Below are 17,688 nucleotides of genomic sequence, written 5' to 3'. Positions count from 1 at the left end.
CGCAGCCGATGCGTCATTACTTGACAAAGGTCAGCTCCTTCTTGTTGCCGAGGATGCCCTGCGGTCGATAGATCACGAGCAACATCAGTGCCACACCTACAAGGATGAAACGCACCGTCTGCGACTGCGTCGTGGTCATGAACGGCAAGAGGCCGACGTTGACCATGGCGGGTAGCAGGTTGCTAAGGAGGGTTTGCACACCCCAGAAGATCACCGAACCGATAATCGGTCCGAAGATCGTTGCAGCTCCACCGAGCAGCAACGCGGTATAGACGAAGAACGTGAGCGACGTGACGTACACACCGGGGTTCACCGAGGCCGGGAGGGCGTAAATGATTCCACCCATGGCGCCGAAGACACCACCGAGCATGAGCGACTGCAACTTGTAAGAGAACACGTTCTTGCCGAGGGCGCGCACGGCATCCTCGTCTTCACGGATTCCCTTGATCACTCGGCCCCACGGGCTGCGCATGACAGCCCAGAGGATGAAAGCAGCAAGCGCCAGAATTGTGATTCCGAAGATACGAACCCACCAACCGTTGGCGTTGTATTCCCACGGGCCGAAGCCGTAGGTGCCATCGGGAATCGGGTTGAACGCACGGAAGCTCTCGTGGTATCCGCTCAGCCCATCGGCAGAGCCGGTGTACTTGTCGAACGTTGTGGTCAGGAACAACAGACGCACAACCTCGGCGGCCGCAATGGTCACGATGGCGAGGTAGTCACCGCGCAGTCGCAGGGTAGGAATACCGAGGATCAGGGCGAAGACGAGCGAGCCACCGACACCGACGAGCATGCCGCCCCACCACGGAAAACCGAAGGTGAGGATCGAGATCGCGTAGCCATAGGCGCCGATCGCCATGAAGGCGGCCATACCCATGTTGAGCAAACCGGTGAACCCGAAGTGCATGGCAAGTCCGAGCGCCGCAAGGGCGTACCCGATCGTTGCCGGTGCAATCAGTGATGACCCGGTGTTGGAGAGAATTTGCAGAATATCCATGAGCGGCCCCTAACCTATTCTCTCTTTGCGACCCAAGATGCCTTGTGGTCTGAACAACAAGACGATGATGAGCACGCCGAGCGCACCCACATACTTCAGGTCGGATGGGATGAAGAGGCTAGACGTCTCAACAAGAACGCCGACGATGATCGAGCCGACAAGCGCACCGAATGCTGTTCCCAGTCCACCGAGGGTGACTGCGGCAAACACGAGCAGCAAGATCTGCGCTCCCATGTCCCAGCGGATGCCGGGGCGGAAGTAGGCCCACAGCACACCGGCAAGACCGGCCATGGCGGCAGCGAGGATCCAAACCACACGGACGACCTGGTCGACGTCGATTCCGGATGCCGCTGCTAGAGACGGGTTGTCAGAGACAGCGCGAGTTGCCTTACCGATCTTGGTCTTGACGAGCCACCACGCGAAGATCACGATCACGACGATGCTGATGACCATGCTGATCATGTTGGTCTGGCTGAGCGATACCGATCCGAAGAGCGGAATATCGGGGGAGTCGGAGCCGGGAAGCTGCTCGGTTCCTCCTCCACGGAAGTACTGGAAGGTATAGCGAAGAGCCAGCGACAGACCGATTGACACGATCATGAGCTGAACGATACCGACGCCCTTCTTGCGCAGCGGTTTCCAGAGCGCGGCATCGAGTGACCACCCGAAGCCGGCACTGAGGAGTACGGCGAGCGGTATCGCAATCCAGACAGGCCAACCGAGGTCGACCGACACAATGAGTGCCATCACCGCACCGAAGGTCACCATTTCTGCGTGCGCAAAGTTGGAGAGCCCGGTGGTTCCGTAAACGAGCGAGATGCCGATGGCAGCGAGGCCGAGCATCAGTCCGAAGTTCACGCCATTGACGATTCGTTCAACGAATTGATCGAAGAAGCTCGTGACGTTGCGTTCACCGCGGCCGATAAAGAAGTTCATGACGGTCGAGCCACTCGGGCCGATCATCGCCTCTTTAACGTTAGGGGTGTCGTCGTCGCCGACCTCGTCGATTACCGCAATGCCCTCGGGCAGAGTGTTTTCGTCGAGGGTGACAGTGAATTCGTCACCGTCGGGAACTCCGACTTTCCAACGACCATCAGCATCCGTGGCTACTTCAACCTCGTAGCCGCCGCCAGAGATGGTGAGAAGTACACCCTCTAGTGCCACGCTTTCGAGCTTGACGTTACCGATGATGCTGTTGTCGTATTCGTCGACGTTTACCTCGTCGGCCATTGCAGGCATGGCCATCAGAGAGAAGGCGGCAGAAAGTGCGACGATGAGTGCTACAAGCACTCCTCGTCTATTTTTCCGTCGCGTGCGGCGATAATCCGCTGTGTTCACAGGACCTCCAGGAAGGGACCCAGCCGGAATCGAGAATCCCAGCGGGTTCTGACGTGTCGACGGCAATGAAGACACCGGCCGATTGCGGTCCGACATACAAATGCTTGTCGGGTACAAAGCGGTGAAGCCATTATGCGGGGGAATGTTCTGGCACGAAACCCGTTAATATTGATTGGCCGGAGATTTAACACAATTCACCGGTTTCGCGCTCCTGCCGTAAGGAAGATTTAACATGGAACAGCCAGACCCCTTCGGCTTCGTCGGCCTCACCTATGACGACGTAATGCTTTTGCCCGGTCACACCGACGTAATTCCTAGCGATGCTGACACCAGTTCACGTCTTACCCGCAGGATTCGGGTGTCTTCGCCGCTAATTTCGTCTGCAATGGACACCGTCACCGAAGCTCGAATGGCCATCGCGATGGCTCGTAATGGTGGTCTGGGAGTGCTTCACCGCAACCTTTCCATCGACGATCAAGCGGCTTATGTAGACAAGGTCAAGCGCAGCGAATCTGGAATGATTACCAATCCGGTAACAACTACGCAACAGGCCACTGTTGCGGAAGTTGACGCGTTGTGCGGTCAGTTCCGTGTGTCGGGTTTGCCCGTTATTGAAGAAGACGGAACGCTCGTCGGAATCATCACGAACCGTGACATGCGATTCATCGAGCCAGCAGACATGGATTCCGTGCTCGTGCGCGACGTCATGACAACACTGCCGCTCGTTACAGCTCCGGTCGGGATCGACCGCGACGGCGCCATCGCGATCTTGAACAAGCACAAGATCGAGAAGCTGCCCCTCGTTGATGACGCGGGCAAGCTCAGCGGACTCATCACGGTCAAAGACTTCGAAAAGACCGACCAGTACCCCAACGCCACCAAAGACGAAGAAGGCCGACTGCGCGTAGGAGCGGCAATCGGCTTCTTCGGCGACGCATGGGAGCGCGCCGAGCGTTTGCGCGATGCTGGCGTCGACCTCATCGTTGTCGACACCGCCAACGGCGAATCCGCTGGCGTCATCGACATCGTGCGTCGCCTCAAGGCTGATTCCTCGTTCGACGCCATCGACATCATCGGCGGCAACGTCGCTACTCGCGCGGGAGCTCAAGCCCTCATCGATGCCGGAGTGGATGCGGTCAAGGTTGGCGTTGGTCCCGGCTCGATCTGCACGACCCGCGTCGTTGCCGGTGTCGGAGTGCCGCAGGTGACCGCAGTGTACGAAGCGTCACTCGCCGCTCGCGAGGCCGGCATCCCGGTTATCGCCGACGGTGGATTGCAGTTCTCCGGTGACATCGCCAAGGCACTCGTTGCCGGTGCTGAGACTGTGATGCTTGGTTCGCTGCTCGCCGGAACCGACGAGAGCCCCGGCGACCTCATCTTCCTCAACGGCAAGCAGTTCAAGAGCTACCGCGGAATGGGATCGCTCGGCGCCATGCAAACGCGTGGCAAGAAGACCTCATACTCCCGCGACCGCTACTTTCAGGCTGACGTGCCGTCGGATGACCAGCTCATCCCCGAGGGCATCGAGGGCCAGGTTCCCTATCGCGGTCCCGTCTCCACGGTGATGTACCAGTTGCTCGGTGGCCTGCGCCAGTCGATGTTTTACACGGGAGCTCGCACCATTGAGGAGCTGCAGCAGAAGGGCAAGTTTGTGCGGATCACCGCTGCAGGCTTGAAGGAATCGCACCCCCACGACATCCAGATGGTCGTTGAGGCACCGAACTACCGCCGCTAGAAACTACGCGACCGAAACACACAGAAGGCCTGCTGGAGCAATTGCTTCCCGCAGGCCTTCTGCGTCGGGGAGGGCGTAGAGAGTGCTCCGCTAGGCGGACACGTCGCGGCGGTTGAAGATGAACCCACCGAGAACGAGCATGACGGCAGAAATTCCGAAGATGAGCCCGAGGGCACCCCAGTCGGCGCCCTCGCTCAGCGGAGAGTTGCCGAACGCCCAGTAGTAGGGCGAGAGGTTGTGCAGCCATTCGACATCGGCGCTTTGGTTGCCAAGCGAGTTGAGGATGTAGCCGAGCAGGGAGATTCCTGCGGCGGCAGCAGAGGCAAAACTGCGACGAGCGGTGATGGCGCCGACAGCGAGACCGAAGCTGGCCGCGAGCACCCCCACACCGAACAGCGCCGCGCATCCGCCGATTACATGGGCAGGCTCAAGGTCGATCCCCGAGGAATCGTTGAGCGCGAGAATCAGCAGCGCCGAAACGATGCTCAACCACAGCAGGCGCAGGATTACTCCAAGGCTTCGCTCGGCCATAATCTGCACACGGGAAACCCCATGGGCGAGAGTGAGCTCGAGCGAACCCGACTCCTCATCGCCCGCGATCGCCGCGGAGCTCCACAGAGTGGCGGCAATCGTGAAGAGCACGAACCCGATGAGGCCAAGGTACGTCGCCTGCACGTAGCCGGCGCCGCTGGCGAGATCTTGGAAGCCAAGAGTGCTCGCGAGTCCATCCGGCAGTGAGGCAATGATGTCCTCGAAGCCAGCGTTGTCTCCCGAGAACGAGGAATACAGGGGCACATAGAGAAAAATCGCTCCCGTGACGCCGGCCGTCCAGCCGAGTAGTCCTCGCCATGAGTCGGCAAGGTTGCGCCGAGTGAGGGGCAGAAAGCTCCCGGTCATGTTCTGACTCATTTGTTTGCCTCATTCGAGTAGAGGTCGATAACCGACGATTCGAGATCTTGCTCTTCCACCCGCAGGTCGACCACGTGGAAGGGGGCGATCGCCTTGACGAGGGCGTCGATGTGTCCCTCGACAGTGCCGGTGACCTGAATCACCTCGCCATCAGCGACGGTGAGGTTGGCCAGTTGCGGCAGGGCAAGCAGCGCCGTGCGGATGTCGTCGGCTGCGGCATCCGTGAAGTCAATGACAACGCGACGGATGGCACTCGCGCGCAGGCTGGCAACATCGCCTACTTTCACCACGGCACCGTTGCGGAGCACCGCAACCTGATCGGCAGCGTTCTGGATCTCGCTCAAGACGTGAGAGCTGAGGAACACTGTCTGACCATTGTGTTGAGCTTCGCGCACCATCGAGAGGAACTCTTGCTGCACAAGAGGATCGAGACCGCTCGTCGGTTCGTCGAGCACGAGCAGTTTCGGCTCATGCATGAACGCCTGCACGAGGCCGAGTTTTTGTTTGTTGCCTTTGGAGAGGGTGCGCACGTGGCGGGTGAGGTCGAGCCCCAATCGCTCAGCGAGGGAGTCGATGCGGCCGGGCGCTACAGGACCGCTGATTTCGGCGTAGTGCTTGAGTAGCGAACGCCCAGTGACGCGGCCCTCGAGGAGGAGTTCGCCCGGCAGGAATCCGATGTCGCGGCGCAGTGCAGCACCGCCGGTGATGGGGGACTGGCCGAGTACGGTGGCGCTGCCCGAGGTGGGGCGAATGATGTCGAGCAGTAGCCGCATCGCGGTTGTCTTGCCGGCACCGTTGGGGCCGATCATGCCGAACACGCTGCCGGTTTCCACGGCGAGATCCAAGCCGTCGAGGGCAGTATTTTTGCCGTAACGCTTGGTGAGCGCCTGAGTTTCAATGGCGTAAGTCATGGGTGGGGCCGGAGCCCGGTCCTTCCTGGGAGGGAGTCGTTGAAGGGGTGTAGATGCCGTGGGTGTAGAGCTCGAGGGCGGCATTGCCCATGCGGCTGAGGCTGTCGAGGCTGAGTTGGCTGCTGCCGAGACTGCGGGCGATGTGGCTTTGCAGAGTGAGGGTCGACAGGCTGTGGGTAACGAGGAGCACGGCGCGGGCGTGCTCGTCGGCGCTGGGCGTGATGGCTCCGCTCGCCACTCCTTCAGCGAGCATGGTGTGCGACATGGCGACGAGGCGGTCGAACAGGTCTGCCCCGGCAACTGAGTCGTCGGTGAAGAGGCGGCCCAGGTAGATAAGCCACGGCTCGAAGGTGGGCAGATCGGCATACCACTCGCTCACTGCCGCGCTCACGTCGCCTTCGCCCATCCCGACTTTGCGGTGGGTGACCTCGGTGATGATGAAATCGTCACACGCAACCTTGAGCTCGCGCATGCTTCCAAAGTGGTGGATGACAAGGCCAGCACTCACTCCGGCTTCAGTGGCGACGGCGCGGGCGCTTGTCGCGGCGAACCCGTTCTGCCCGATGAGCCGAATCGCGGCGTCGCGGATGCGAGCCTTAGTGGTGGAGTCATCCGATCTTGAACGCATGTTTAACAAACTAAACGCTTGTTCAATTGTTGTCAATCGTGCGTGTCCCACGCGCTCTTCCACTAAATGGGCGGCTCCCCGCAGCAGCGGTGTCTCACAATCGCTGGCCGGGTAGTCTTGACGGGTGAATGATTTCGAGATTGGCCGCGCCAAGCGCGCTCGCCGCGTCTACTCCTTTGATGACATCGCTATCGTGCCGTCGCGCCGCACGCGTGACCCTCGTGATGTGTCGGTGAGCTGGACGATTGACGCTTACACGTTCGACATCCCCGTGATCGCAGCCCCCATGGACTCTGTGGTGTCGCCGGCGACCGCGATCGCCATGGGAAAGCTCGGCGGCCTCGGTGTTCTCGACCTCGAAGGTCTCTGGACTCGCTACGAAAACCCCGAACCCGTTCTCGAAGAAATTCGTACGCTGCCCGCCGACCAGGCGACCGCGCGCATGCAACAGCTGTACGCCGAGCCGATCAAGCCCGAACTCGTCACGCAGCGTCTCGCGGAAATCCGCGAAGCCGGAGTGCCCGTTGCCGGCGCCCTGAGCCCGCAGCGCACTCAAGAGCTGTACCAAACTGTGGTTGATGCCGGAGTCGACCTGTTCGTCATCCGCGGCACAACCGTGAGTGCCGAGCACGTCTCCAAGACGACTGAGCCGCTCAACCTCAAGGAGTTCATTTACGAACTCGACGTTCCCGTGATCGTGGGAGGCGCCGCAACCTACACCGCGGCTCTTCACCTCATGCGCACCGGCGCCGCTGGCGTACTCGTGGGATTCGGCGGAGGAGCCTCCAGCACCACGCGCACTGCCCTCGGCATCCACGCTCCCATGGCAACCGCTGTTGCCGATGTAGCCGGCGCTCGCCGCGACTACATGGACGAGTCGGGCGGCCGCTACGTGCACGTGATCGCCGATGGTGGCCTAGGCACCAGTGGCGACATCGTCAAAGCAATCTCTGTTGGTGCGGATGCCGTCATGCTGGGCACCGCTCTCGCTCGCGCCACCGAAGCGCCCGGTGGTGGTTACCACTGGGGTCAAGAAGCGCACCACTCCGAACTTCCCCGCGGAAACCGTGTCGAAGTTGGGCAGCTTGCTCCTCTCGCCGAGATTCTCAACGGACCATCGTCACACCCCAACGGCCAGTCGAACCTCATCGGTGCGCTGCGTCGCTCGATGGCGACCACCGGCTACTCCGACCTCAAGGAATTTCAGCGGGTCGATGTGGTCGTTGCTCCCTACAACCCGCTGTAGCTAAACCCACGTTCACGTCACTAGGCGCTGGAGGAAACCAATGGTCAAGCCCCGATCGATTGCCCCGACAGCGCCGCTGAGCGCCGAACAACGCACCGCCGCCATTGCGGCACTGCGCGACACTGAACTCGACATTCTCGTGATCGGTGGCGGCATTGTCGGCACCGGCAGTGCCTTGGATGCCGTGACGCGCGGCCTGAACGTCGGCATGGTCGAGGCGCGGGACTGGGCATCAGGCACGTCAAGCCGGTCATCGAAGCTCGTGCACGGCGGCATCCGCTATCTGGAACAACTCGATTTTCGGCTCGTGCGCGAAGCGCTCAAGGAACGTGGCTTGCTCTTGCAGCGGCTTGCGCCTCATCTGGTGCGGCCAGTGAAATTCTTGTATCCCGTGACGAAGCCTGTTATCGAACGGCTATATATCGGCGCGGGAATGTTGCTCTACGACCTTCTCAGCTATACCGGCGGACGACCGCCAGGAGTGCCTCATCACCGGCACCTGACGCGCGGGCAGATGCTGCGGGCGGCACCGAGCTTGCGAGGCGACGCCTTTCGCGGCGGGCTCACCTACTACGACGCTCAAGTTGACGATGCCCGCTACGTGTCGACTCTCGCGCGCACCGCCAGCTTCTACGGCGCTCACGTTGCGAACCGCGTGCGGGTGGAAGACTTCGTGAAGGTCGGCGAGCGAGTTGTCGGCGTGATGGCGCACGATCTCGAGACCGGCGAAAAGTTTGAAATTCGCGCCAAGCAGGTTGTTAACGCCACCGGAGTGTGGACCGACGACACTCAGGCGATGGTGGGCTCTCGTGGCCAGTTCAAGGTTCGAGCTTCCAAGGGTGTGCACCTCGTGGTGCCGCGTGATCGCTTCCAATCGAAGCTCGGGCTGTTGTTGCGCACGGAGAAGAGCGTGCTGTTTGTGATTCCGTGGGGTCGTCACTGGCTCATCGGCACCACCGACACTGACTGGGATCTCGACAAAGCACACCCGGCTGCCACCGCCGCCGACATCGACTATTTGCTCGCCCATGTCAATAAGGTGCTGGCTGTGCCGTTGACTCGAGCCGACGTCGAGGGCGTCTACGCTGGCCTGCGCCCGCTGCTTGCGGGGGAGTCGGATCTCACCTCGAAGCTCAGCCGCGAACACATCGTCGCGCACAGCGTCCCCGGTCTTGTCGTCGTCGCTGGTGGCAAATGGACGACCTATCGCATCATGGCGAAGGATGCCGTGGATGCCGCGGTCGACGCTCTCGACGGCAAGATTTCACCGAGCATCACCGAAGATGTCGCACTGCTCGGAGCCGAAGGCTACCGCGCCGCGTGGAACAAGCGAGCGGCCCTCGCGCGCAGCTACGACGTGCACAAGTCGCGCGTCGAACATCTGCTGAACCGCTACGGGGTGCTCGCCACCGAGGTGCTTGAGCTGGTGCGCGCGACGCCGAGCCTCGCCGAAGCTCTTCCGGGCGCCGACGACTACATCGCGGCTGAGATCGTCTACGCCACGAATGCTGAAGGTGCCCTTCACCTTGATGACGTGCTGGCTCGCCGCACTCGTATATCGATTGAGGCATGGGACCGCGGGGTGTCCGCCGCGCCTGTTGCCGCAGAGCTCATGGCTGGCGTGCTGGGCTGGGACGAAGCTCGCACTCACACGGAGATCGAGCGCTACCTCCAGCGAGTGGAAGCCGAGCTGGCCAGCCAGAAGCAGCCCGATGATGAGTCGGCTGACAGAGTTCGCCTCGAAGCACCAGATATTGTTAGCGAGTGAGTACGAGCAATTCCCCTCTGAGTAAGTCGGCCCCCGACACTGAGCCGGCGACGATGTGGGAGATCGCACGACGCCCGCGTTGGATTGGCGCCCTCGTCTTAGCCCTCGCCATTGCCGCCAGTTTCGCGGCGCTTGGCCAGTGGCAGCTCAGCCGCAGCCTCGAAGGTGGCGAAATCACCGAGCAGCAAAGCGAAACAGCAGTCGAACTCGATTCGGTGGCTACTGCTCAAGAGCCGCTGTCATACCTCACAACAGGTCAAACGGTCACGCTCACGGCAGACCTGATTGCGGGCGACTACGTCATCCTCTCCGACCGTAGCAACGACAGCGAGGGCATGGGCTACTGGGTCGTCGCTCATGGAGTTGAACCGAGTGGTGCGAGTATCGCCATCGCGTTGGGCTGGGCCGAGTCGGCGGATGCTGCGGCATCCGCTATCGCAGATTTGGACACGATGACGGGCCCGGTGACGCTGACCGGACGGTTGCTGCCGACCGAGTCACCGCAGCAGTCGGACTTCGAAGAGGGGGAGCGCAGCGCTCTCGCGGTTTCCGAACTCGTGAACCTCTGGGCAGAAGTTCCGGCGGGAACCTACGGCGGCTACGTCGTCAGTTTCGAACCTCGGGCTGGCTTGGTCGCGATTGACGCTCCGCCCCCGTCGACGGAAGTTTCCCTCAACCTGCTCAACGTGTTCTACGCCGTCGAATGGGTAGTGTTCGCGGGATTCGCCGTCTTCCTCTGGTTCCGCCTCGTGCGGGATGTGTGGGAAGAGGAGCGCGAAGCTCTCACCTCTGACGCGGCCGTAGACTAGAGCCATGGCTCTCGGTCCCCGGCTTTCAGATATTCCCAGCATTCGTCGCACGCTTTCGTTCTACAAGGTGTCGTCGATCGTCACCGGAACCTTCCTGCTTGTGCTGTGCCTCATGATGATCTTTCGCTACGGACTGGGCGGCGACATCGAGCTGAATGGCCCCGCGGGCTTCCTCACGCTGACGCCCAAGATTCTCGTGCAGGGCATCAACGTGTCGACGATCATCCTCATCGTCCACGGCTGGCTCTACGTCTTCTACGTTGCCGCAGACTTCATCCTGTGGCGTCTCACTCGTTACTCGTTCTTGCGTTTCCTCTACATCGCCCTCGGTGGTGTCATCCCTTTTCTGTCGTTCTTCCTCGAACGTCAGGTGCCGCGCCTCGTTGAGGCGAAGATCGCACAACTCGAATCCGCTGCTGCTGCGAAAGCGGCCGGCGCTGACTCCGCAAAGGCAACTGCATGACCGACTCCACGGCCACATCCGCAGACACGAATGCACGCCCCGTTCTTGTCGTCGACTTCGGCGCCCAATACGCGCAACTGATCGCGCGTCGTGTGCGTGAGGCGAACGTCTATAGCGAGATTGTTCCCCACACGATCACCGCAGCAGAGATCGCCGCCAAGAACCCGGCTGGCATCGTGCTGAGTGGTGGCCCCTCTAGCGTTTACGAGCCTGGCTCGCCCGACCTCGACCCCGGCATCCTCAAGCTTGGTGTTCCTGTTTTTGGTATTTGCTACGGCTTCCAGGTGATGGCCCGTCAGCTCGGCGGCACCGTTGCCAAGACGGGGCTGCGCGAATACGGCGCTACCGACATGACTGTTCAGGGCGGTGGCGGAAGTCTTTTGGGCGACCAGCCGTCGGAACAGACGGTGTGGATGAGCCACGGCGATGCTGTGACCGAAGCGCCAGAAGGTTTTGCCGTTTTGGCGAGCAGTGAGGCGACTCCGGTCGCCGCATTCTCCAGCGTTGAGCGCGGTCTGTATGGAGTGCAGTGGCACCCCGAGGTCAAGCACTCGACGCACGGTCAAGACTTGCTCGAGAACTTCTTGCACGATGCTGCCGGCATCCCCGCCGACTGGAACAGTGGCAACGTTATTGCTGAGCAGGTTGCGCGCATTCGCGAGCAAGTTGGCTCGGCCAAGGTCATTTGTGGTCTCTCTGGTGGCGTCGATTCCGCTGTTGCTGCCGCGATCGTGCACGAAGCTGTGGGCGATCAACTCGTTTGCATCTTTGTTGACCACGGTCTGCTGCGTCAGGATGAGCGCCGCCAGGTTGAAGAAGATTACGTTGCCTCGACCGGTGTGCGTCTCGTCACCGTCGATGCCGTCGATCAGTTCATGGATGCTCTCGCCGGAGTCACTGACCCCGAAACGAAGCGCAAGATCATCGGCCGCGAGTTCATCCGCAGCTTTGAGAACGCCGCAGAAGCCCTCGTACTTGAGACGAAGGGCAGCGAAGACACTGTGAAGTTCCTCGTGCAGGGAACGCTCTACCCGGATGTCGTCGAAAGTGGCGGAGGAACCGGCACCGCCAACATCAAGAGCCACCACAACGTCGGCGGACTCCCCGAAGACTTGCAGTTCGAGCTTGTCGAACCGCTGCGCACCCTGTTCAAGGACGAGGTGCGCGCGATCGGTCGCGAGCTGGGCTTGCCGGAGGTCATTGTTGGCCGCCAGCCGTTCCCTGGTCCTGGCCTCGGCATCCGCATCATTGGTGAGGTCACGCACGACCGTCTCGAGTTGCTGCGCAAGGCTGACGCGATTGCTCGCGCCGAGCTGACCGCCGCTGGTCTGGATGACACGATCTGGCAGTGCCCCGTCGTGCTTCTTGCTGACGTGCGCTCGGTCGGTGTGCAGGGCGACGGTCGCACTTACGGTCACCCGATCGTGCTTCGCCCGGTGTCGTCGGAAGACGCGATGACCGCCGACTGGACGCGCCTGCCGTACGACGTGCTCGCCAAGATTTCTAACCGCATCACCAACGAGGTGGATGGGGTCAACCGCGTTGTGCTCGACGTCACGTCGAAGCCACCGGGAACCATCGAGTGGGAATAGCGCTTTAACGACAAAGCCCCCGTCACCTGGCTACTGCCGAGGTGACGGGGGCTTTGTTGTTGCGGAGAGGTGCTACTAGTTGCGGCTGATGGCGAACATGCGCAGCAGTTCGAGGTAGAGCCAGATGACGGTGACCATGATGCCGAAGGCACCCTTCCAGCCGAAGGCGCGCGGTGCACCGTTGGCGGCACCTCGCTGGATGAAGTCGAAGTCGAGCACGAGCGAGTACGCGGCCATGATGACGACGAGCACGCCCAAGATGAGACCGAAGGGGATACCGAAAATCTCAGCGCTGCGGAGGCCGAACGCATTGTCGGTGGCACCCGTGAGCATCATGACGAGGTTCACGAGCGAGAAGACAACGTAACCGATCATCGCAATCATAAAGACCTTGGTGGCCTTCTTCGACGCGCGGATCTTGCCACTCGCGAAGAGCGCGAGCGTGACGCCCACGACAACGACGGTGGCGATAACGGCCTGCGAGACGACTCCGCCATACGCGTTTTCGAAGACGCGCGAGATGCCGCCGACGAAGAGACCTTCAAAGGCGGCGTAAGTCAGAACAAGAGCGCCGGAGGGCTGCTTCTTGAAGATGTTGACGAGGGCCAGCACGAAGCCGATGAGGCCTGCACCGATCCACAGAAGGGGAAATGCGGGAACGAGCATCCAGCTGAGGCCAGCGCCGACGACGAGAAGCGCGAAGGCCCCTACAGTCTTGGCGATGGTGTCTTCAACGGTCATGACATCACCGGAGGCGGGAGCCGACTCCTGGTTGTACATGTCGTTGAGCTGCTGGTTGGAGACCTGGTTCGCGACGGCGATTCCGCCGCGCGAGCTGAATGCAGCATCGCGGGAGAAAGCGGGGTTATTGAGTGCCATGATTCCTCTGGTTGGTGTGGTGTCACACGTTTGTGACGCACCCCCAAAACTACCGGAGTTCGCTGAGAAATACCGCGTTTTAGCGTCGGGCGGCTGCGCTGACAGCGATCAGCCGAGCAAGCCAGGCTGCCGCCACGAGCACGACGAAAGAAATGGCGAGTGCCTGAGGCATCTGCGAGTACTCCTGATAGAACCGCGGAAGGATGATGCCGTTGGCAATCGGGAGGGCAAGCGCGAGATACGAGACGAGCGGTCGGTGTCGCACGATGAGCCAGCACAGCAGTGGGATCACGAGGGTCCACATCGACATCGGGCCCGTGAGCATGAGCCAGATTTGGGTGACCGCTGGCAGGGCCACGATCATCCGTCGCCACCCTTGGGCGGGCATGATCGAGTACCCGACGACCGTCGATGTGGTGCCGATGAGCAAGATGATGAGCGTGTAGTTGTTGGCTCCCTGCAAGTGCATGGCGCCCGCGATGATGAGCACCAACCCCGTGTAGTAGCGGTCGGCGTAGTTGCCCCACCGCAGGGGAAGGCGCCGGGTTGGTTCCCGGAAGCGTCTCAGCGTTGGCGGCCTAGCGACCATTGGTGAGCAGCGAGTACAACAGAATTGCCCACACGACTAACCACACATAACCCAGCGCCGTGGCAATGATCGCCATGGCCTTGCCGCGTTCGCCCGTCTCTTTGATCTGCCGAAGCGCCAAGTGGCCAAAGATGAGGGCTGGAGGCCCGCCAATCGCGGCCAAAATGAGCGCGAGAATAGCCAAAGGACTCGTTCGTTTTGCTGCCAGCGGCGCCGGGCGGGCGGCATCAGCAGACGTGGGTTCTCCGCAATAAATGCAGAATTTCCACTCCGGTTGCACTGTTGCAGCGCATGACGAACATTCGGGCATAACTAAATATTAGTGGTTGGTCGCGTAACGCATATTCTTGACCCAATGAGCACCACCATTCGCCCGCTTGTGATCGGGCACCGCGGGGCAAGCGGATACCGCCCAGAGCACACTCGAGCCGCCTACGAACTCGCTTTCACCCTGGGGGCGGATGCTGTCGAACCCGACATCGTGGCAACGAAGGATGGCGTGCTGGTGTTGCGCCATGAGAACGAAATTTCGGGCACAACGGATGTGGTGGAGCATCCCGAGTTTGCTGACCGGCGCACGTCAAAGACGATCGACGGCACCGCGATGACGGGCTGGTTTACGGAAGACTTCACGTGGGAGGAACTCAGCACTCTGCACGCTCGTGAACGCTTGCCCGAGGTGCGGCAGGCCAGCACTGCCCACAACGATGTTTCGCCCATTCTTCGTTTGAGCGACCTGCTCGAGATTGTGGACCAGCATCCGGAGGCTCAGCGTCGACCGCTGAAGATCGTCGCTGAGATCAAGCATGCGAGCTACTTCGCGTCGATCGGGCTGCCGCTTGACGAGCTTTTCGCCCGCGACGTGAGCGGGTGGGCGACGGCCGACAATCTCATCATCGAATCATTCGAGCAGAGCGTGCTGCACCGCATCCGGGAGCGTGGGGTTCCAGGTCAGTTGGTGTTTTTGCTTGAGGCGAGCGGGGCGCCGTCTGATTTGATTGCGCGCTTCGGTGCGAAAGCGCGGAGCTACGCCGACCATCTCACTGATGACGGTCTTGCGCAGTTGGCCCGCGAAGTCGACGGAATCAGCGTTGATAAGAAGATGCTGATGGTGAAAGATCTGGCGGGCAACCTCACCGGCACCAATGATCTGGTTGAGCGCGCCCATGCCGCCGGGCTCCTCGTTTTCTGCTGGACACTGCGCGCTGAGAACCGCTTCTTGCCGAAGAACTTGCGTTCGAGCAAGCAGCCCGAGCAACACGGAGATTGGCGTGCGGAGTTTCGGATGCTTATCGATTCCGGTCTCGATGGCGTCTTCGCTGACCAACCCGACCTCGCCGTCAGCGCGCGCGGGTAGAGTCGAGGGGCCATGACGACTGCTCTTGACCCTCACGACCCTGGCCGTTCTGACGACGGGGATTCCATTAGCGACCCCCTGCTCGACGGGCTGAATCCGCGCCAACGGGAGGCCGTTGAATATCGCGGGCCCTCGCTGCTGATCGTGGCGGGCGCTGGCTCGGGCAAGACAAGCGTTCTGACGCGGCGCATTGCCGGGCTGTTGCGTTCGGGAGAAGCCTGGCCGAGCCAGATTCTTGCGATCACCTTCACCAATAAGGCTGCGGCCGAAATGCGCGAGCGTGTGGGTGCCATCGTGGGCAATACCGCCGAGGGCATGTGGATCTCGACCTTCCACTCCGCCTGCGTACGCATTTTGCGCCGCGAAGCTGAAGCCTTTGGGTTCTCCAAGAACTTCACCATTTATGACTCGGCCGACAGCAAAGCTCTGCTCAAGCGGATTCTCAAAGAGCTCGACGCCGACATGTTCGGCCTCACGGTCAGCAAGGCCGCGAACCGCATTTCGCAGCTCAAGAATGAGCTAACCGACGTCGACGGTTTCGCGCGGGATGCCAACATGAGCGACCCGACAGAGAAGAAGTTCCTTGAGGTCTTCCGGCGCTACACTCGCGGCCTCAGCGACGCCAACGCCTTCGACTTCGACGACCTCATCGGGCAGACCGTGTACCTGTTCCGGGCGTTCCCGCAGATCGCGGCCACCTACCAGCGTCGCTTCAAGCACATCCTTGTTGACGAATATCAGGACACCAACCACGCGCAGTATTCGCTCATCCGCGAGCTGACGCGGCCGCCAGCTCCTGAGCAGTTCGAGACCTCGCCTGGCGTGCTCATTGCCGGCTCCAGCAGCGAGGCGGATGCCGCGTCGCTGACCGTGGTCGGCGACAGTGACCAGTCGATTTATGCGTTCCGCGGGGCCGACATCCGCAACATTGTGGAATTCGAGCGCGACTTTCCGAACTCGACCGTGATTCTGCTTGAGCAAAACTACCGCTCGACCCAGACGATTTTGGATGCCGCCAACGCGGTCATCTCCCACAACTTCGATCGCAAAGATAAGAAGCTCTTCACGACTGTGGGTGCCGGCGACAAGATCGTGGGCTTCACCGGCTACTCGGGCCACGACGAAGCCCAGTTTGTGGCGGATGAAATTCAGAAGCTGCACGATCAGGGCGTTGCCTATAAAGACGTGGCGGTTTTCTATCGCACTAACTCGCAGACCCGTGCGCTGGAAGAGATTTTCATTCGGGCGGCCCTGCCGTACCGAGTGCTCGGTGGCACCAAGTTCTATGAGCGCGCGGAAATCAAGGATTCGTTCGGCTACCTGATTGCGGTCGCGAACCCGGCTGATCCGCTGGCTCTGCGTCGCATCATGAATACCCCGAAGCGCGGCATTGGTCCGGCGACCGAGGCTGCGCTGCAGGCGTGGGCGGATGACCGGGGAATGACGTTGCGCGATGCGATGCGCAACGCCTCCGAACTCGGCCTTGGCCCTAAGGTCACGAAAGCGATCGTCGGTCTGGCTGAGGTGCTCGACGAAGTGATGGCGAAGGTGGAGACATCCAAGCCCGCTGATATTTTGACCGAGCTTCTAGAGCGCTCGGGGTACCTGACGGCGCTGCGCGCCTCGCAAGACCCGCAAGACGAAGCTCGCGCCGAGAACGTTGACGAGCTCGTGGCGGTGACGAAGGAGTTTGGCAAGAACAACCCCGACGGCACCCTGCTCGACTTCCTCACCGAGGTGTCTCTCGTTGCGGCGGCCGATGATCTGGATGACTCCAGCGGAACCGTCTCGCTCATGACGCTGCACACCGCGAAGGGCCTCGAGTACGATTCGGTATTCCTCACCGGTGTCGAAGAAGATCTGCTGCCGCACCGCATGTCGGCCAACGAGCCTGGCGGCCCAGCCGAAGAACGTCGACTGTTCTATGTCGGCATCACGCGTGCCCGCAAACGACTCTTTCTCTCGCTGGCCATGACCCGCGCCCAGTTCGGCGAAGTCAACGTGGCGATGCCGAGCCGCTACCTGCAAGAGATTCCCACCGAACTTATCGAGTGGAAGCAATCACCCGGAATGGCAAACTCGCGCGGCGGAACCCAATCCCGTGCGCTCAACGCTCGCCGCGACGGCAACAGTGGCGGCGGATCGTGGGCCGGCTCGCTGCGGCAGGCGGCATCCGGTGGACTCCCTCCGGCACCGCCGCGCGCCAAGACCGAGTGGGCCAGCCCCATCACGGCAACCGTGCGCGACAACGGTGACCTCACTCTGGCGGCGGGCGACCGCATCCGGCACACTGATTTTGGGGACGGAACCGTGAATCAAGTCACGGGCGCTGGCCCTAAGAGCATCGCTGACGTTCAGTTCGACACCGCGGGGCGCAAGCGCCTGCTGATCAAGATTGCTCCCATTGAGAAACTTTGATTCTGAAGGAACACCGCAGTCGGGCACGCCGCGCCACTGGGAACCTCGG

16 protein-coding genes are annotated in these 17,688 nt (G+C 61.3%); 8 read left to right on the top strand and 8 right to left on the bottom strand.

The window, feature by feature from the left end; translation table 11 throughout:
- Positions 1-16: 16 nt before the first annotated feature.
- Positions 17-997: a branched-chain amino acid ABC transporter permease gene (locus tag I6E52_RS05840; RefSeq protein WP_197123184.1), complete on the bottom strand. Its 981-nt coding sequence runs from the start codon at positions 995-997 to the stop codon at positions 17-19.
- Positions 998-1,006: 9 nt separating this feature from the next.
- The gene (locus I6E52_RS05835; protein ID WP_197155480.1) at positions 1,007-2,287 is read right to left on the bottom strand and encodes a branched-chain amino acid ABC transporter permease; all 1,281 of its coding nucleotides are present in this window, start codon (positions 2,285-2,287) and stop codon (positions 1,007-1,009) included.
- A 280-nt stretch (positions 2,288-2,567) separates the two neighbouring features.
- Here I6E52_RS05835 and guaB point away from each other — a divergent pair, with 280 nt between their 5' ends.
- Positions 2,568-4,070, top strand: coding sequence for an IMP dehydrogenase (guaB, locus tag I6E52_RS05830; protein ID WP_197155479.1), 1,503 nt, complete (start codon positions 2,568-2,570; stop codon positions 4,068-4,070).
- A 90-nt stretch (positions 4,071-4,160) separates the two neighbouring features.
- On the opposite strand, the gene I6E52_RS05825 is transcribed toward guaB, so the two are convergent.
- The 3 genes from I6E52_RS05825 to I6E52_RS05815 are packed head-to-tail and all read right to left on the bottom strand — an operon-like array spanning position 4,161 to position 6,518.
- On the bottom strand, positions 4,161-4,979 hold the full coding sequence (locus I6E52_RS05825) for an ABC transporter permease subunit (protein ID WP_197155478.1): 819 nt from the start codon (positions 4,977-4,979) through the stop codon (positions 4,161-4,163).
- Positions 4,976-5,890 carry an ABC transporter ATP-binding protein gene (locus I6E52_RS05820; RefSeq protein WP_197155477.1) on the bottom strand — a complete coding sequence of 305 codons (915 nt, stop codon included), beginning with the start codon at positions 5,888-5,890 and terminating at the stop codon, positions 4,976-4,978. The genes I6E52_RS05825 and I6E52_RS05820 overlap by 4 nt, the downstream gene beginning before the upstream one ends.
- Positions 5,874-6,518: a TetR family transcriptional regulator gene (locus I6E52_RS05815; protein ID WP_197155476.1), complete on the bottom strand. Its 645-nt coding sequence runs from the start codon at positions 6,516-6,518 to the stop codon at positions 5,874-5,876. Before I6E52_RS05815 ends, I6E52_RS05820 begins: the two co-directional genes overlap by 17 nt.
- A gap of 124 nt (positions 6,519-6,642) precedes the next feature.
- Here I6E52_RS05815 and I6E52_RS05810 point away from each other — a divergent pair, with 124 nt between their 5' ends.
- The 5 genes from I6E52_RS05810 to guaA are packed head-to-tail and all read left to right on the top strand — an operon-like array spanning position 6,643 to position 12,396.
- Positions 6,643-7,764 carry a GuaB3 family IMP dehydrogenase-related protein gene (locus tag I6E52_RS05810; RefSeq protein ID WP_197155475.1) on the top strand — a complete coding sequence of 374 codons (1,122 nt, stop codon included), beginning with the start codon at positions 6,643-6,645 and terminating at the stop codon, positions 7,762-7,764.
- A gap of 40 nt (positions 7,765-7,804) precedes the next feature.
- Positions 7,805-9,532: a glycerol-3-phosphate dehydrogenase/oxidase gene (locus tag I6E52_RS05805; protein ID WP_197155474.1), complete on the top strand. Its 1,728-nt coding sequence runs from the start codon at positions 7,805-7,807 to the stop codon at positions 9,530-9,532.
- A complete protein-coding gene (locus I6E52_RS05800; protein ID WP_307842412.1) occupies positions 9,529-10,341 on the top strand; it encodes an SURF1 family cytochrome oxidase biogenesis protein in 813 nt (270 codons plus the stop codon). Before I6E52_RS05805 ends, I6E52_RS05800 begins: the two co-directional genes overlap by 4 nt.
- Before the next feature lie 4 nt (positions 10,342-10,345).
- Complete coding sequence (locus I6E52_RS05795; RefSeq protein WP_197155472.1) at positions 10,346-10,804, top strand: DUF3817 domain-containing protein; 459 nt, start codon at positions 10,346-10,348, stop codon at positions 10,802-10,804.
- Positions 10,801-12,396 carry a glutamine-hydrolyzing GMP synthase gene (gene guaA, locus I6E52_RS05790; RefSeq protein ID WP_197155470.1) on the top strand — a complete coding sequence of 532 codons (1,596 nt, stop codon included), beginning with the start codon at positions 10,801-10,803 and terminating at the stop codon, positions 12,394-12,396. Before I6E52_RS05795 ends, guaA begins: the two co-directional genes overlap by 4 nt.
- 75 nt (positions 12,397-12,471) lie before the next feature.
- Here the strand turns inward: guaA and I6E52_RS05785 are convergent, their stop codons facing one another.
- From I6E52_RS05785 to I6E52_RS14300, 3 genes are all read right to left on the bottom strand, one after another.
- Complete coding sequence (locus I6E52_RS05785) at positions 12,472-13,275, bottom strand: Bax inhibitor-1/YccA family protein (RefSeq protein WP_197155468.1); 804 nt, start codon at positions 13,273-13,275, stop codon at positions 12,472-12,474.
- Positions 13,276-13,354: 79 nt separating this feature from the next.
- Complete coding sequence (locus tag I6E52_RS05780) at positions 13,355-13,864, bottom strand: hypothetical protein (RefSeq protein WP_197155466.1); 510 nt, start codon at positions 13,862-13,864, stop codon at positions 13,355-13,357.
- Entirely contained in the window at positions 13,854-14,048 is a 195-nt protein-coding gene (locus I6E52_RS14300) for a DUF4190 domain-containing protein (protein WP_197123207.1), read from the bottom strand. Before I6E52_RS14300 ends, I6E52_RS05780 begins: the two co-directional genes overlap by 11 nt.
- Before the next feature lie 171 nt (positions 14,049-14,219).
- Between I6E52_RS14300 and I6E52_RS05770 the strand changes: the two genes are divergently transcribed.
- Together I6E52_RS05770 and I6E52_RS05765 are read left to right on the top strand one after the other, a co-directional pair.
- Entirely contained in the window at positions 14,220-15,221 is a 1,002-nt protein-coding gene (locus tag I6E52_RS05770; RefSeq protein WP_197155465.1) for a glycerophosphodiester phosphodiesterase family protein, read from the top strand.
- A 12-nt stretch (positions 15,222-15,233) separates the two neighbouring features.
- A complete protein-coding gene (locus I6E52_RS05765) occupies positions 15,234-17,639 on the top strand; it encodes an ATP-dependent helicase (RefSeq protein WP_197155464.1) in 2,406 nt (801 codons plus the stop codon).
- Positions 17,640-17,688: the final 49 nt, after the last annotated feature.

Origin of the sequence: Salinibacterium sp. NG253 (genome assembly GCF_015864945.1) — a bacterium.
In the GTDB taxonomy this organism is placed as follows: domain Bacteria; phylum Actinomycetota; class Actinomycetes; order Actinomycetales; family Microbacteriaceae; genus Rhodoglobus.
Note: the sequence above shows the minus strand (reverse complement) of the source record. Positions and strands in the feature narration are given on the sequence as shown.

Bases quoted from the DNA above. Each gene is read 5' to 3' on its own strand.
- I6E52_RS05840 (WP_197123184.1), bottom strand. From the start codon at position 997: ATGGATATTCTGCAAATTCTCTCCAACACCGGGTCATCACTGATTGCA.
- guaB (WP_197155479.1), top strand. From the start codon at position 2,568: ATGGAACAGCCAGACCCCTTCGGCTTCGTCGGCCTCACCTATGACGAC.
- I6E52_RS05825 (WP_197155478.1), bottom strand. From the start codon at position 4,979: ATGAGTCAGAACATGACCGGGAGCTTTCTGCCCCTCACTCGGCGCAAC.
- I6E52_RS05820 (WP_197155477.1), bottom strand. From the start codon at position 5,890: ATGACTTACGCCATTGAAACTCAGGCGCTCACCAAGCGTTACGGCAAA.
- I6E52_RS05815 (WP_197155476.1), bottom strand. From the start codon at position 6,518: ATGCGTTCAAGATCGGATGACTCCACCACTAAGGCTCGCATCCGCGAC.
- I6E52_RS05805 (WP_197155474.1), top strand. From the start codon at position 7,805: ATGGTCAAGCCCCGATCGATTGCCCCGACAGCGCCGCTGAGCGCCGAA.
- I6E52_RS05795 (WP_197155472.1), top strand. From the start codon at position 10,346: ATGGCTCTCGGTCCCCGGCTTTCAGATATTCCCAGCATTCGTCGCACG.
- guaA (WP_197155470.1), top strand. From the start codon at position 10,801: ATGACCGACTCCACGGCCACATCCGCAGACACGAATGCACGCCCCGTT.
- I6E52_RS05785 (WP_197155468.1), bottom strand. From the start codon at position 13,275: ATGGCACTCAATAACCCCGCTTTCTCCCGCGATGCTGCATTCAGCTCG.
- I6E52_RS05780 (WP_197155466.1), bottom strand. From the start codon at position 13,864: ATGGTCGCTAGGCCGCCAACGCTGAGACGCTTCCGGGAACCAACCCGG.
- I6E52_RS05770 (WP_197155465.1), top strand. From the start codon at position 14,220: ATGAGCACCACCATTCGCCCGCTTGTGATCGGGCACCGCGGGGCAAGC.
- I6E52_RS05765 (WP_197155464.1), top strand. From the start codon at position 15,234: ATGACGACTGCTCTTGACCCTCACGACCCTGGCCGTTCTGACGACGGG.